The 14,826-nt window shown below is 47.1% G+C and carries 9 protein-coding genes; 5 read left to right on the top strand and 4 right to left on the bottom strand.

What is annotated here, in order from left to right; translation table 11 throughout:
- Positions 1-4: 4 nt before the first annotated feature.
- The 3 genes from AM279_RS08610 (at position 5) to AM279_RS08600 (ending at position 5,244) form a co-directional block, all read left to right on the top strand.
- On the top strand, positions 5-1,957 hold the full coding sequence (locus AM279_RS08610) for a glycoside hydrolase family 127 protein (protein ID WP_054407576.1): 1,953 nt from the start codon (positions 5-7) through the stop codon (positions 1,955-1,957).
- Positions 1,958-1,980: 23 nt separating this feature from the next.
- Positions 1,981-3,963: an alpha-L-arabinofuranosidase C-terminal domain-containing protein gene (locus tag AM279_RS08605; protein WP_054410212.1), complete on the top strand. Its 1,983-nt coding sequence runs from the start codon at positions 1,981-1,983 to the stop codon at positions 3,961-3,963.
- Positions 3,964-4,077: 114 nt separating this feature from the next.
- Positions 4,078-5,244, top strand: a complete 1,167-nt coding sequence (locus tag AM279_RS08600; RefSeq protein WP_054407575.1) for an aldose epimerase family protein — start codon at positions 4,078-4,080, stop codon at positions 5,242-5,244.
- Between the two features lie 250 nt (positions 5,245-5,494).
- On the opposite strand, the gene AM279_RS08595 is transcribed toward AM279_RS08600, so the two are convergent.
- From AM279_RS08595 to AM279_RS08580, 4 genes are all read right to left on the bottom strand, one after another.
- Positions 5,495-7,333, bottom strand: a complete 1,839-nt coding sequence (locus AM279_RS08595) for a T9SS type A sorting domain-containing protein (RefSeq protein ID WP_054407574.1) — start codon at positions 7,331-7,333, stop codon at positions 5,495-5,497.
- 141 nt (positions 7,334-7,474) lie between these two features.
- A complete protein-coding gene (locus AM279_RS08590) occupies positions 7,475-9,400 on the bottom strand; it encodes a glycoside hydrolase family 97 protein (protein WP_054407573.1) in 1,926 nt (641 codons plus the stop codon).
- A 25-nt stretch (positions 9,401-9,425) separates the two neighbouring features.
- A complete protein-coding gene (locus AM279_RS08585) occupies positions 9,426-10,787 on the bottom strand; it encodes a glycoside hydrolase family 27 protein (protein ID WP_054407572.1) in 1,362 nt (453 codons plus the stop codon).
- A 223-nt stretch (positions 10,788-11,010) separates the two neighbouring features.
- Positions 11,011-12,141, bottom strand: coding sequence for an MFS transporter (locus AM279_RS08580; protein ID WP_054407571.1), 1,131 nt, complete (start codon positions 12,139-12,141; stop codon positions 11,011-11,013).
- Positions 12,142-12,402: 261 nt separating this feature from the next.
- Here AM279_RS08580 and AM279_RS08575 point away from each other — a divergent pair, with 261 nt between their 5' ends.
- Both AM279_RS08575 and AM279_RS08570 read left to right on the top strand, forming a co-directional pair.
- Entirely contained in the window at positions 12,403-14,103 is a 1,701-nt protein-coding gene (locus AM279_RS08575; protein ID WP_054407570.1) for a ribulokinase, read from the top strand.
- Positions 14,103-14,801 (top strand): L-ribulose-5-phosphate 4-epimerase, encoded by a 699-nt coding sequence (locus AM279_RS08570; protein WP_054407569.1) that lies wholly within the window; start codon positions 14,103-14,105, stop codon positions 14,799-14,801. The genes AM279_RS08575 and AM279_RS08570 overlap by 1 nt, the downstream gene beginning before the upstream one ends.
- Positions 14,802-14,826 lie beyond the last annotated feature (25 nt).

Genomic DNA, 14,826 nt, shown 5'->3' with positions numbered 1-14,826 from the left:
AAGAATGAATATAGTAAAGAAATTAAGCCTTTTACTGCTTGTTGGCGTTGCCGGTGCAGCCCACGCGCAGGAAAGCTTATCGGCTTACCCCATACAGCCGGTGCCTATTAAAAATGTAAAGGTGACCGATGATTTCTGGTTGCCCATCATAAAAAAGGTACAGGAAAAAACCATTGAATATGCCATACAAAAGTGCAGCGAAGAAGGCAGGTTTGAAAACTTCCTTATAGCCGGCGGGCAAATGAAAGGCGAAGTGCGCGGTCAGATGCCGTTTGACGACAGCGATGTGTACAAAATTATAGAGGGTGCCTCTAACTCACTGCTTAGCGCACCAAACCCCAAGCTCGAGGTGTTGCTGGATTCGCTTATTTCTATAGTAAAAATAGGCCAGGAAAAAGACGGCTACCTTACCACATGGCGCACCATAAACCCGGCCAAGCCGCCTGCACCGTGGGTTAAGGTAGAAAAAGGCGAACGCTGGGAATACATGAACATGAGCCACGAAGAGTACAACGCCGGCCATATGTATGAGGCTGCTGCTGTGCACTACTGGGCTACCGGCAAGCGCAACTTTTTAGATATTGCCCTTAAAAATGCCGACCTGTTTGTAAAAACCTTTGGCGAAAACCCGGGGCAGATACTGGCAGTACCCGGCCACCAGATTATAGAAACCGGCCTTGTAAAGCTGTACATGATTACAGGTAAGGAAGACTACCTTAAGCTGGCCAAGTTTTACCTTGACCACAGGGGAGACCCGCGCAAAAAAGAACAGTTTGGCGCTTATGCGCAAGATCACGTTCCGGTAACGCAGCAGGATGAAGTAGTGGGCCATGCCGTGCGTGCCGTATACCTGTATGCCGGTATGACCGATATTGCCGCTATTTATAAAGACCAGGCGTACCGCACTGCCATAGACAAGCTTTGGGACAACATGGTTGAAAAGAAAACCTACATAACCGGGGGCATTGGGGCAAGGCACGATGGCGAGGCTTTTGGCGAAAACTATGAGCTGCCCAACCTTACCGCCTACAACGAAACCTGCGCCGCCATAGGCAGTGTGTACTGGAACAACCGCCTGTTTAACCTTACGGGCGATGTAAAATATTATGATGTGCTGGAGCGCACCATGTATAACGGACTTATAAGCGGCATTTCGCTTAAGGGTACTGAGTTCTTTTACCCTAATGCGCTGGAGAGCGATGGTGTGTACCTGTTTAACCGCGGTGCCTGCACCCGCCAGGGCTGGTTTGACTGCTCGTGCTGCCCAACCAACCTTATTCGTTTTATTCCGGCTATACCGGGGCTTATTTATGCTACCGAAAAAGATGTGCTTTATGTAAATTTGTATATGTCGAGCACTGCCGATACCGAGCTTGAAGGTAAAAAAATCAGCATCAGCCAAACCACACAATACCCGTGGAATGGCAAGGTTAAGGTTACGGTTTCCCCTGAAAAAGAGGGTGCATTTACGGTTAAGTTCCGCATACCGGGCTGGTCGCGCAATGAGGTTATGCCAGGCGGGCTGTACAGCTATGCCGATGCCTACACGGGTAAGCTAAGCCTTACCGTAAACGGCAAAAAGGTAACCGGTGTTGAAAAAGACGGCTACTATGTAGTAAACCGCACCTGGAAAAAGGGCGATGTGGTTACCCTTGACTTCCCTATGGAAGTGCGCGAGGTGGTAGCCAGCGACAAAATTGCCGATGACCGTGGCAAGGTATCGCTGGAATATGGGCCTATTGTATATACTGTAGAACAGGCAGATAATGCTAATGTAGACGCCATAACCATTAACAATAAAACAACCTTTAAACTTAAGGAACAGCCTAAAATGCTAAACGGCATCCTTACCATAGAAGGTAAGACCGGCAACCAGAAATTTATAGCCATACCGTATTACTCATGGAGCAACAGGGGCATTGGCAAAATGAAAGTATGGCTGCCCGAAACCAAATAAGAAGCTTTAACAACAAACACAATATGAAAACAAACTTTGTAAGCAACGCAGCCCTGGCACTTGCCCTTAGCGGTAGCCTGCTGTGCACTGCCCAACAGAAAAACAGCTATGTACTTGATTTAAAAAACACCGGTGTTAAAATACAGCCCACCATGTATGGTATCTTCTTTGAAGATATTAACCTGGGTGCCGATGGCGGCCTGTATGCCGAACTGGTTAAAAACCGCTCGTTTGAGTTTGCTAACCCTATGATGGGGTGGAGCCAGCCCAATAGCGACAAGCATTCGCTTAACGAGAAGTCAGGTTATGCAACGGTTATCAAGACCGAGAAAGAAATTAACCGCCACATGATTCGTGTTGAGGTAAACAATGCCGCCGGTTACAGCCTGGTTAACGAGGGTTTCCGCGGTATGGGCATTAAGGCTAACGATACCTACAATGTGTCGTTTATGGGGGCTGCACAAAGCGGCAGCATCTCTAAAATAAAATTCCAGTTGGTTGATGAAAAAGGCGGCGTTATTGGCGAAACTACCATTAGCGTAAGCGGTAAAGACTGGAAAACCTACAAAGGCCAGATTAAAGCCACGAAGACCGATGCCAAAGGGCAGCTTAAAATTACGTTTGACAACACAGGCGTTTTTAATATGGATATGATTTCCATTTTCCCTAAAGATACGTGGAACGGCAGGGAAAACGGCCTGCGCAAAGACATGGCGCAAAAGCTGTATGACCTTAACCCGGGCTTCCTGCGTTTTCCCGGTGGATGTATTGTAGAGGGGCGCACGCTTGAGCAGCGCTACCAGTGGAAAAAAAGCATTGGCCCTGTTGAAGACCGCGAAATGATTATAAACCGCTGGAATGTTGAGTTTGGCCACAAGCAAACCCCGGATTATTTCCAAACGTTTGGCCTTGGTTTCTTTGAGTACTTCCAGCTTTCGGAAGACCTGGGTGCAGAGCCGCTACCGGTACTGAGCTGCGGTATTGCCTGCCAGTTTAACACAGGCGAGCTTGCCCCAATGGCCGAGCTTGACCCGTTTGTGCAGGATGCCGTAGACCTTATTGAGTTTGCCAACGGCGCTGTTACCACAACATGGGGTAAAAAACGCGCCGAAATGGGCCACCCACAGCCTTTTAACCTTAAGTTTATAGGTGTGGGTAATGAGCAGTGGGGCCCTGATTATATAGAGCGCTACAAGGTGTTTGAAAAAGCCATACACGCTAAATATCCTAACATCAAGATTATTTCTACCAGCGGGCCGTTCCCTACAGGCGAGCATTTTGATTATGCCTGGAAAGAACTGAAAGCCCTTAACGCCCAGATTATAGACGAGCACTACTATGCCAAGCCGGAGTGGTTTAAGCAAAACGTAACCCGTTATGATAATTATGACCGCAAAGGCCCTAAAGTGTTTGCAGGTGAATATGCTGCACAAACTGTAGCCATTGCAAGCCCTGAAAACAAAAACAACTGGGAGGCCGCCCTTAGCGAAGCCGCCTTTATGACCGGCCTTGAGCGTAATGCTGAGGTTGTACACATGACGAGCTATGCACCGCTTTTTGCCCACGTGGAAGGCTGGCAGTGGACGCCCGACCTTATTTGGGTAGACAACCTAAACAGCTTTGCTACACCTAACTACTATGTACAGCAGCTGTACGGCCAAAACCCGGGTACTGATTTGGTAAGCATTACTACAGGAGGCAAGGCCATTACCGGGCAAAACGGTATGTATGCCACTGCGGTGACTGATGCAGCAACAGGCGAGGTTATTGTTAAAGTGGTAAATACAACAGCCAAAGCCCAAAAAACAGATATTGCTGTTAAAGGTAAAAAACTGGCTAAAGAGGGTAAGATGATTATGCTTCAAAGCGACGACCTGCAGGCTGAAAACAATTTTACATCAGAAAAAGTAACTCCAAAAACCAGTACCTTTACGCTAAACGGCAGCAAAATTGACGTTGAAATACCTGCCCAGGCCGTAGTGGTATTCAGGGTTAAGATCAAGTAAAAATAAAAAGTGTAAAAATTACATTTATTTAAAATAAATCCTATATTTGTTATGTTGTTACAACGATTTCTTAAAGGCATAACGGTAGGGGAGTAATAACTAAACAACCAAACCATGAAAACAATTAAACAGGGCGTTTGCCTGCTTATGTGCAGCCTGATGCTTTTAAGTTGTAAAGACGAAAAAAAAGAGGATATGCAACCAACCACCGAAGCTAAAGCTAAAAGTTCTATAGTTAAAAGCGATTATGCCACTACTAAAGATGGTGTAAAGGTTGAAAAGTATACGCTTACCAATGCCAATGGCATGACCATAGAGGTAATTACCATGGGTGGCGATATACTTTCGTTAACCGCGCCCGATAAGAACGGTAAGTTTGCCGATGTGGTGCTGGGCTACACCACGCCAGACCTGTACCTTGACGGCAACCCGTATTTCTTTGGTGCTGTAATAGGCCGCTACGGAAACAGGATTGCAAAGGGCAAGTTTACGCTTGACGGAAAAGACTACCAGCTTACCGTAAACGACGGGCCTAACAGCCTGCACGGAGGTAAAGGTTTTGATAAAAGAGTATGGGACGCCACGCCTGTTGAAGGCGATGAGCCGGGCTTAAAGCTTACCTATACTGCTAAAGATGGCGAGGAAGGCTATCCGGGCAACCTGAAAGTAACGGTTACCTACACGCTTACCAATGCTAACGAGCTTGCCATAGCTTATGAGGCTGAAACCGATAAGGCTACTGTGGTAAACTTAACGCAGCACTCATATTTTAACCTTTCGGGTGATTTTAGCAAGAGCATAGAAAGCCAGGAACTGGAGCTTAAGGCGGGTAAATTCCTTCCGGTAGATGGCACGCTTATCCCTACGGGCGAGCTTAAGGCTGTGGCCGGTACGCCGTTTGACTTTACTAAGGCTAAGACCATAGGCAAAGACATTAATGTGGCCGATGACCAGCTTAAAAAAGGCCTGGGGTATGACCACTGCTGGATTTTTGACGATGCGTCTAACAGCCTTAAAGAAATAGGCAGCCTGTATGATAAGGAGTCGGGCCGTTTTATGCAGGTATACACAACAGAGCCCGCCATACAGTTTTATAGCGGTAACTTTATAGATGGTACAAAAGACAGCAAAACAGGTGGCAAGTATCAAAAGCGCAGTGGCCTGTGTCTTGAAACACAACACTACCCTGATAGCCCTAACCAGCCGTCTTTCCCTACCACGGTGTTGAAACCGGGAGAGAAGTATACCACTAAAACTACGTATAAGTTTTCTGTAAAGTAGCTGTAGAGAGAATAGATTAAAGATAATAGATGATAGACGAATGACTGCCATCGATTATCAATGAGAAATATAAAAGTAATTGGGTTAGTTTCTAAACGCGTAATAAACGTTATTTGGGTTGATATTTATTACAAAGGGTTAATGTTTAGCAATTATCTGTAAAGCCGGTGTTTTAGCACCGGCTTTTTTATTATGCAAAAAGAGGTATGATTTAAAACCATACCCCTTTAATTTCTTTTGTTGCAACCCGTTACATTTTAATTACTTGCTGCGTGGTTACTTTTCCTGTGGTGGCTTTAAGTGCAAGCACATAGTTGCCCACCGGTAGCGCCTGTATGTTTATACTGCCCTTGTTGCTGTTAAGGCTGCCTTTAAGCAGGGTTTGCCCCAGCATGTTTGTAAGGGTGTATGATGCAATTTCTTTAGTGCTTTCAAATTCTATGGTATTATGTGCCGGGTTAGGATATACCTTAAGCTGTTGCAGGCTGTTTTCGTTAAGGCCTGTAGTTGTGCCCGTCCCGCAGGGCACTTTGGCAAGCTTGGCTATAAAAAAATCGGTAAAACTGGTAATGTTGTTTACTTTTTCAAGGGTTTCTATCCCATCTTCGGCATCGGTAAAAAGCTGGCTGCGGAAGTAACCGCCGGTAATATAGTTCCCGTCTTTATCAGTAGCTATGGCGGTAAAAGAATCTTTAAAGCCAAAGGGTCCCTTAACATCGTGTATGGCAAAAGCATTGCCGGTTTCTTTGTTTATGCGGAGGATAACCGGGTCGGTAAGGTAATTCTGCCCGCGGTTTATGGTTATGTCGTCCCAGGTTTGCTGAAACATCTCGGTAGCAACGGCAATTTCATCGCCGTTAATGGCAATGTCATAAATAAAGTTAGAGGAGGTTTCGGTTTGCGGCGAGGTACCCCATATAACGGTGCCATCGGGTGCCATTTTAAGTACATACACCACATTGCCCAGTGTAGATGGAAAGGTGTAATTGCCTAACGATACTACTGTGTCGAATACCCTGAAATATTTTCCGACAAGGTATAGGTTTGAATCGTCATCAATAACAAAAGCCTGTAACTGGGTGGCATTTAAACCCGCACTGTTTACTTCTTCCACGCGCCATATTTCGGTGCCGTCTTCTTCAAGGGCCAGAATAAAAACGCTTTTTGTAAAGTCTACCCCGCCATAGGTTGTAGGCATAAGGGTGTTGTAGCCTGGGTAGGTCCTGAAGCCTGCTATATAATACCGGTTGAGGTTTTCATCATAATTAAAGCAAAACTGAGACATCTCTAACACACCCTGCATGGGCAGCTCAGTTACATCAAGGTATTCGCCTTCAGGGCTTAATTTAACAATATAAAACTGGGTAGTGTTGGTAAAACTATCCGGTACGGTTACCTGCCCGTCAAGGTGTGTACCCCTGTACAGGCCCACCAGTACCCGGAGGTTGCCGTCGGTGTCTACAATTATATTGCTTATAATAGACGACATGTAAGTGGGGCTTACAGCGCCCTGCAGCATTTTGTACCATACAAGTGCACCGTCCTGGGTATTGTACTTAACCACGGCGGCAGTTTTGCGCCCTTCCTGCGGGTCTAAGTTGTTTTCACCTTCCGGCAATGCAACATTGGGCGAAAAATGGGGCGGTAAATACATTTGTCCCGGTGCAGAGAGGTTCATTACATAAGCCGAAAGGTACAGGCCGCCGTTGTTATCAAGCCCCAGCTTGTAACTAAAATCGTTATAGCCCCCGCCTATGGTTTGTGTCCACCGCAGGGTGCCGTCGCACGTGGTGGAAATAAGCACAATATCAATACCACCGGTATTGCCCTGTGGTGCATTGTATACCGGTATGGGCAGGCCGTCATATTCGGTATTTTGTTGTGTCATGTAGGCTAAAAAATAATAGTTGTTATCGTTGTCTACTACTATATCATTAATTTGTTCACTCGTAAAGTCGTAACCGGAGACGCTTTCGGCAGGCGAACTTTTAGTGCCGCCACCGCGGGTAGCCCATTGCCAGGAGTAGTCTTGAGAAAATACAGGGGTAATAAATAAAAATAACAGAATGGCGTGTAATGTGTTTTTCATATTTCGATTGGTTTATTATATGATAACAGCTTAACATTCAATTTTCCTAATAAAAAATTGTAAATAAAATTTACAATTGTATTAAAACAAAAATGGGAGCCTTTCGACTCCCATAAATTAAAAATTTGCAGTATTTATTTGTTAAAACTTCATTACAAATCCGCCGTATGGTTTAAATGATGCTGTAGTTTTACCCGGTTTTACCGTTTTGGATTCCCACTTATCGGTAGCGCCATCGGTAATTATAAAACCATCCTTTTTAATAAAGCTCAGGTCTATATCAAGGGTTTTGGCTTTGTTTTCGCCGTTAATGCCGGTTATGTACCAGGTTGTGCCCTTGCGGCGTGCCATAACCACATCTTTACCGGGATAGCCGGCCAGGAGCTTGGTTTCATCCCAGGCGGCAGGTATATCTTTAAGGTAGTTTACCACATAATCGGGCTGCTTAGCCATGCCTTCCGGAATTTCAGCCAAATGCTGTACACCCGAAAGGAACAGGGTAGGCAGTGCCAGCTCAAAAGCGGCTGTACTGCGGCGGTTGATGTTTGGTATTACATCAAGGCTCATAGGCGTGAAGTCCATAGGGTCATACAGGTTACGGCCAAAGGGCAGCATGGCGCAGTGTTGCGGGGCTGCATCGGCCACATTTTGTTCAAACGATATGAATTCAAAACCTTTAATGGCCTCAGCCGTCATAAGGTTAGGGTAGGTGCGCTGCCAGCCGCGCGGCAGGGTAGCCCCGTGAAAGTTAACCAGTATTTTGTGCTTTAATGCCGACTTCAGTATGTCATGGTAATAGGCAATCATGCTTTGGCCATCGCCGCCAAAAAAGTCGATCTTAACGCCGGCAATGCCCATGTCGTGCAGCCATTTAAACTCTTTTTCGCGGCTTTCCTCGGTAAGGAAACGGTCTTTAGGCGTGTACTTAACCGTGTTCCAGTCGCCTGCCGAGTTGTACCAAAGTATCAGTTTTACGTTGCGCTCTTTGGCGTAGGCCACCAGCTCTTTTATTTTATCGATGCCAATGCGCCAGTCCCAGCCTGCATCAATAAGGCAGTACGGCCATTTCATTTGGTGGGCGTAGTCTATAAATTGTTTAGTGGTATCATAGTTAACCGAATCATCTTTAAGTATGGCCCAGCTCCAAGACGAAATGCCCGGCTGTACAAAGGCTACGTCGGTAGTAACGGCTTTATCAGCCAGGTCAGTGCCCAGGGTAGATTGTGCCACGGTTTGCAGGTCGCCAATGGCTAAAATGCGCCACGGGGTTTCCCACGGCAGCTTGCTTTCGGGGTTAAGGGCGGCGCCTTTGGCAAATACCTCTTCCGGCTGCGGGAATACCACTTTCATGGCCTTCTCTGCCTCGTCATATTTAAGGTGCGTGGCGCAGTAGTTGCTGCCCAATTCTGTTTCTGAAACCGATACCCATGTATCGCCGTCTTTAAACAGCGCAGGATAAATCCAGCCTTCGCCAATGGGCGATGTGGCATTTACAGGCACATCCATCTGGTAGTATTCTTCATACGCCGGGTTACAGCCTTCCCAGCCGCTTTTAGCCTTGCTCATGGGCTGAAGCCATGCTTTGGTAGAAGATTTAAAGTTATAAGCCGTTTTCTCGTCGGTAATGTATTTCACATCGCCCGATGTTTCGGGGAATTTATACTTAAACGCCACACCGTCGTTTGACACGTTAAAGACGATATCCATCTTTTGGCCGCCTGCATTTTCAAGGTGCAGGGTTTTTTGGTTGGCACTGTAAGTAATATCTTTAGCCTTGCCGGTAAGCATGGTGTATGTGTCTTCTACTTTTTCCGATTCTGAGATATCAGCCACTTTAAGTGCCTTGCTAAAATCGGCATCTTTGCGCACAAGGCCCAGTGATGAGGTGTCTATTACTACCTGGCTGTTGCGTTTTACAAGATACCAGGCCTGTTGCTTGGCATTTACGCCAAAGTCTACTGTTAGGTTGTTGTCAGGGCTGTTAAGGCTGTCATTTGTTTTACTGCCGGTTGAGCAGGAAGCCATAAGCAGGGCCAGCAACGCCCCGCCGCAATACATTTTATACATTATGATGAGTGTTTGGTTATAGCTGTTATTTACTGATTTTTATAAGCGTACTTGCATGGGGTGCAAGGGGCTGTGCAAACTGAGCCGATGCCTTGCCAAGTGATTTACCACTCCACATATCGGTAATTTCAGCGCCTTCTTTAACGCCCAGTTCAGCAAGGTTTACCTGTACATTTACGTTAGGCGTGTCAGACATATTAAAGATAGCCAGGTAAGTTTCGCCGGTCTTACTGTTTTTAGACGTAATGGCCACTTTACCATCTTTTTGGAACAATTGCTTTACTGCGGTGCTTTCGCTGTGCATTTTAAGCACGTCTTTATTGGTAAGTAGCGATTTTGTAAAAGCATCGTTACTCGGCAAGTCGCCGCCAAAGAACAGGGGAGAACGGAAAATGGTAAACAGCGTCATAAGCGTGTACTGTTCGTCTTTGGTTAAGCGTGTCATGCGGTCTTCGCCACGCTCGCCGCGCACCGATATGCGCCCAAGGGGAATCATATCGCAATCCGGCCAGGTGCCCGGGGCAATGTACGGGTACCATTTTTGGCAGACTTCCATAAGGTGGGTAATGTGCGGCCAGGTATCCCAAACATCATCAACCATGCGCCACATATTAGCGTGCGACTTTACATGTGCTGCTTTTTCAACAGGTGTTTCGCCCGGAGAAGTGCTCAGCACAATTTTGCGCCCGCAGTTGTCAATGGCGTTGCGTATAAGGTTAATCTCGCCCTCATGGTACGGCCTTGAAAGGTCGTCTATCTTAATAAAGTCAACGCCCCATGCGGCATACAGTTCGAATATCGAGTTGTAGTATTCCTGTGCGCCGGGCTTGCTGGCAACAATAGTGTAGTTGTCTTTCAGCCATTCGCATTGCAGTTCGGTGCTGTAAATCTGGTCGGCCGTAATGCCGTTGGTGCCTTTAATGGGCATTTTTTCTTCTACCGCCTTTTTAGGAATGCCGCGCATAATGTGTATGCCAAATTTCAGGCCTTTGCTGTGCACGTAGTCGGCCAGTTCTTTAAAGCCCTTTTCGCCCTTGGCAGATGGAAAACGGTTGGTAGCAGGCTGGTAGCGCCCGTACTGGTCAATCACATAAATAGGGTTGGTCTGGTTGTAGCCGCCTGCCTTGTCGTTCTCAACAAACCAGCGGATGTCTACCACCACATATTCCCAGCCGTAGCTTTTAAGTTCTTTGGCCATATAATCGGCATTGGCCTTAACTTCGTGTTCTTCAACGGTAGGGCCATAGCAGTCCCAGCTGTTCCAGCCCATGGGCGGGGTTTGTGCCCATTCTTTAAATTCGTCTTTGGCAAAAGCCGTTTTTTTTGTGGGGGAGCAGGCTGCAACTAACAGTGCCAGCAGCGCGCCACCGCAATACTTTTTATACATATAATAAGTGTTTGGTTTACATTTATAAAAGTAGTGTAAAAAGTGGAAGGAAAAAATCGTTTTCGATAAAATATTAGCCTCTCCCCAACCCCTCTCCAAGGGAGAGGGGCGAGCTTCACTCAAAATTATTAGAAACGAATTAAATGCAAGCCTTAATTAAAATGTTGGGCATTAACGGCAGAGTGGAGCCCCTCTCCCTTGGAGAGGGGTTGGGGAGAGGCTCTTAAATCTTTGCCCTCGACGTAAACACCACCACCAGCGCGGCCATTAATGCAAGGAAGGTAAACGATATCCTTAAACTGAAAATCTCGGCAAGTATGCCTATAACCGGCGGGCCAATAAGGAAGCCAACAAAACTTATGGTGCTTACGGCTGCAATGGCGGCACCCGGCTGCATGGTAGTACTGCGCCCTGCTGCGCTGTAAATCATGGGTACCACGCTCGATATACCCGCGCCTACAAACATAAACCCTATAATGGCAGGCACCAGCTGTGGGAAAATAACGGCAATGAGTAGTCCCGTCATGCTCAGTGCGCCGCTAACCTGCAGGGTGCGCTTTAACCCGAAACGGTGGCTAAAACCATCGGCTACAAAACGCCCGGCGGCCATAAAGCACATACCTGCGGTGTAACCGGCGCCCTCCCAGGCTTTGCTTGCGCCCACGGCTTTTTTAAAGTAAATGGTAGTCCAGTCAAACATGGCGCCTTCTACCACCATAGAGCATAAGGCTATGAGTCCTAATATAATAAGCGACTTATCGGGCATTACAAATACCTTTCCGCCGCCGCCAACAGGCTGTTTGTCGTTATGCAGGTAGCGCCAGCAAATGAATATGCTCACGATTATGATACACGTCATGATGATAAAATGTACCTGTGGCGATACTTCCTGGCCAATCATGAGTGTGCCTACGCCCGCACCCAGAAAACCCGCAAGGCTCCACAACCCATGAAAGGAAGCCAGGATAGGCTTGGGGTACATGGCCTCGGTAGCCACGGCCTGCGTGTTGACTGATACGTTTACGGCATTACTGCCCAGGCCAAACACCACAAGGCAGGCGGTTAGTGTAAAAACATTCGGCGCAAAGCCAAGGGCTATCAGCGTAAGCGCATACAAGGTAAGTGCTACGGCCAGTACCAGGCGGCTGCCTACTTTTGCAATGGCCCAGCTGGCAATGGGTAAAGACAGCATGAGCCCCACGGGAATGGCAAACAGCACAGTGCCCAGTTCGGCTTCGTTAAGGCCGTGCTTTTCCTGTATGGTGGCAATGCGCGATGCCCAGCTTGAAAAACAAATTCCGGCCATAAAAAACATGGCACCCACCGCGCTGCGGTACACTTTTGGCTTATGCATACGTATATGTGGAAGTATTAAATGTAGTTTAAGACTGCAATAATATTAATAACAGTTTAATTATCCATATTATTTATTAGTGTATATTTATACATTTATTTTTAAGAAATCCTTAAGAAGCAAGGTTACAACGTTGTATTGATGATTTTTTTCAGATTTTGATAATTACGCAAATGTTTTTTTGAAGAAAATTTTTTGAAATACATTTGTTTTTATCAAAAAATTAGTGTTATTTCGACACTTATTAATTTTGGTATAATTATGAGCGATAAAAAGTATGTAATCGGGGTAGACTATGGTTCCGATTCGGTACGATCAGTAATAGTAGATGCAGCTAACGGACAAGAGCTTGCATCATCAGTATACAACTACCCGCGCTGGCAAAAAGGCCTGTACTGCAAGCCGGTAGAAAGCCAGTTCCGCCAGCACCCGCTTGATTATATAGAGGGGCTTGAAAACACCATTAAAGAGTGTATTGCCCTTGCAGGTGGCGAAGAAATTGCCAAAAACGTAAAAGGCTTATCTGTAGATACTACGGGTTCTACGCCTGTTGCGGTAGATGCTACGGGTACGCCGCTGGCGCTTATGCCCGGGTTTGAAGAAAACCCGCACGCCATGTTTGTGCTGTGGAAAGACCATACTGCGCTTAACGAGGCTGCCGAAATCAACGAACACGCCACTAAATTTGACACCAATTACCTTAAATATGTAGGCGGTATCTATTCATCTGAGTGGTTCTGGGCAAAATTGCTAAGAACGGTAAGGGCCGATAAGGCTGTTGCCGAAGCCCTGCACTCGTGGGTAGAGCACTGCGACTGGATTCCGTTCCTTCTTACCGGCGGAAACGATGTTACCAAAATAAAACGCAGCCGTTGCGCCGCGGGCCACAAGGCACTTTGGGCAGAAGAATTTAACGGGCTACCGCCACAGGAATTCTTCTCAAGCCTTGACCCGGTTCTTGACGGCATTACCGATAAACTTTTTGTTGATACCTACACCAGCGATGTAGCTGCCGGAACGCTTAGCGCGGAATGGGCTGCAAAACTGGGCCTTAGCACCGATGTGGTAATAGGCGTGGGTGCTTTTGATGCGCACATGGGCGCCGTGGGCGGACAGATAGAGCCGTACCACCTGAGCAAAGTTATGGGTACTTCTACGTGTGACATTCTTGTGGCACCGGAGGCCGATATTGAAGGTAAACTTGTTGCCGGTATCTGCGGACAGGTAAACGGTTCGGTTATTCCGGGTATGGCAGGCCTTGAGGCAGGCCAGTCGGCATTTGGCGATACCTATGCGTGGTTCAAGAACATTTTGAGCTGGCCGGTTAAAACCCTGCTGGACCAGAGCGAGGTAATTGACGCAGCAACCGCTGAAGCCCTTAAGGAAGAATTTGCAGAAAAAATTATCCCTGAGCTAAGCCGCCAGGCTGCGCTTATCCCCATAGAAACTACTAACGAGCTTGCAATAGACTGGTTTAACGGCCGCCGCACACCCGATGCCAGCCAGGCGGTAAAAGGCGCTATTACAGGCCTTCACCTTGGCAGCGATGCGCCGCGCGTGTTCCGTGCACTAGCCGAGGCTACCTGCTTTGGCGCCAAGGCAATTGTAGACCGTTTTATTGAAGAAGGCATTCCTGTAAAAGGTATCATTGGCATTGGTGGTGTGGCTAAAAAATCGCCGTTTGTAATGCAAATGATGTCAGATGTTTTGGGCATGCCCATACGCATCCACCAGTTTAAGCACACCTGCGCCCTTGGTGCAGCTATGTTTGCAGCGGTTGTAGCCGGTATTTATCCTAACGTAGAAGCCGCTATGGAGGCCATGGGCCGTGGCTTTGACGTAGAGTATGACCCGAACCCTGAAAACGCTGCGGTGTACCAAAACCGTTACAACCAGTACAAAGCCCTTGGTGGTTTTGTAGCCAGCCAGGTTAATCAAAAACAAGAAACTGTATTAGCATAATGAGCAAGTACCAGCATATAAAACAAAGCGCCTACGAGGCTAATATGCAGCTGCCCAAACTTGGGCTGGTGCTGTTTACCTTTGGCAATGTGAGCGCTGCCGACCGCGAACTTGGCGTTTTTGCCATTAAGCCCAGCGGCGTTCCGTATGAAGATTTAACGCCTGAAAGTATGGTAATTGTAGACTTTGACGGCAATACCGTTGAGGGCGACCTAAGGCCGTCATCAGACACGCAAACCCATGCGGTGCTGTACAAGCACTGGCCTAACATAGGCGGTATTGTACACACGCACAGCACTTATGGCACGGCGTGGGCACAGGCACAGCGCGACATCCCTATTTTTGGCACTACACACGCCGACCACCTTACGGTAGACATCCCTTGTGCGCCACCTATGGACGACGAAATGATTAAAGGCGATTATGAATATGAAACGGGCTTCCAGATTATGAACTGCTTCGCCGAAAGGGGTATTAGCTATGAAGAGGTAGAGATGATACTGGTGGGCAACCACGCACCGTTTACCTGGGGCAAAACCCCGCACAAAGCCGTTTACAACAGCGCGGTGTTAGAAACCGTTGCGCAAATGGCACTTTTAACAGAACAAATCAACCCGCAGGCGCCTAAGCTTAAAGATGCACTCATTAAAAAGCACTACGAGCGCAAGCACGGCCCTAACTCATATTACGGGCAATAATAACAACCTCATTCCACATTTTATT

Origin of the sequence: Flavobacterium akiainvivens (assembly GCF_001278115.1) — a bacterium.
Lineage (GTDB): Bacteria > Bacteroidota > Bacteroidia > Flavobacteriales > Flavobacteriaceae > Flavobacterium > Flavobacterium akiainvivens.
Note: the sequence above shows the minus strand (reverse complement) of the source record. Positions and strands in the feature narration are given on the sequence as shown.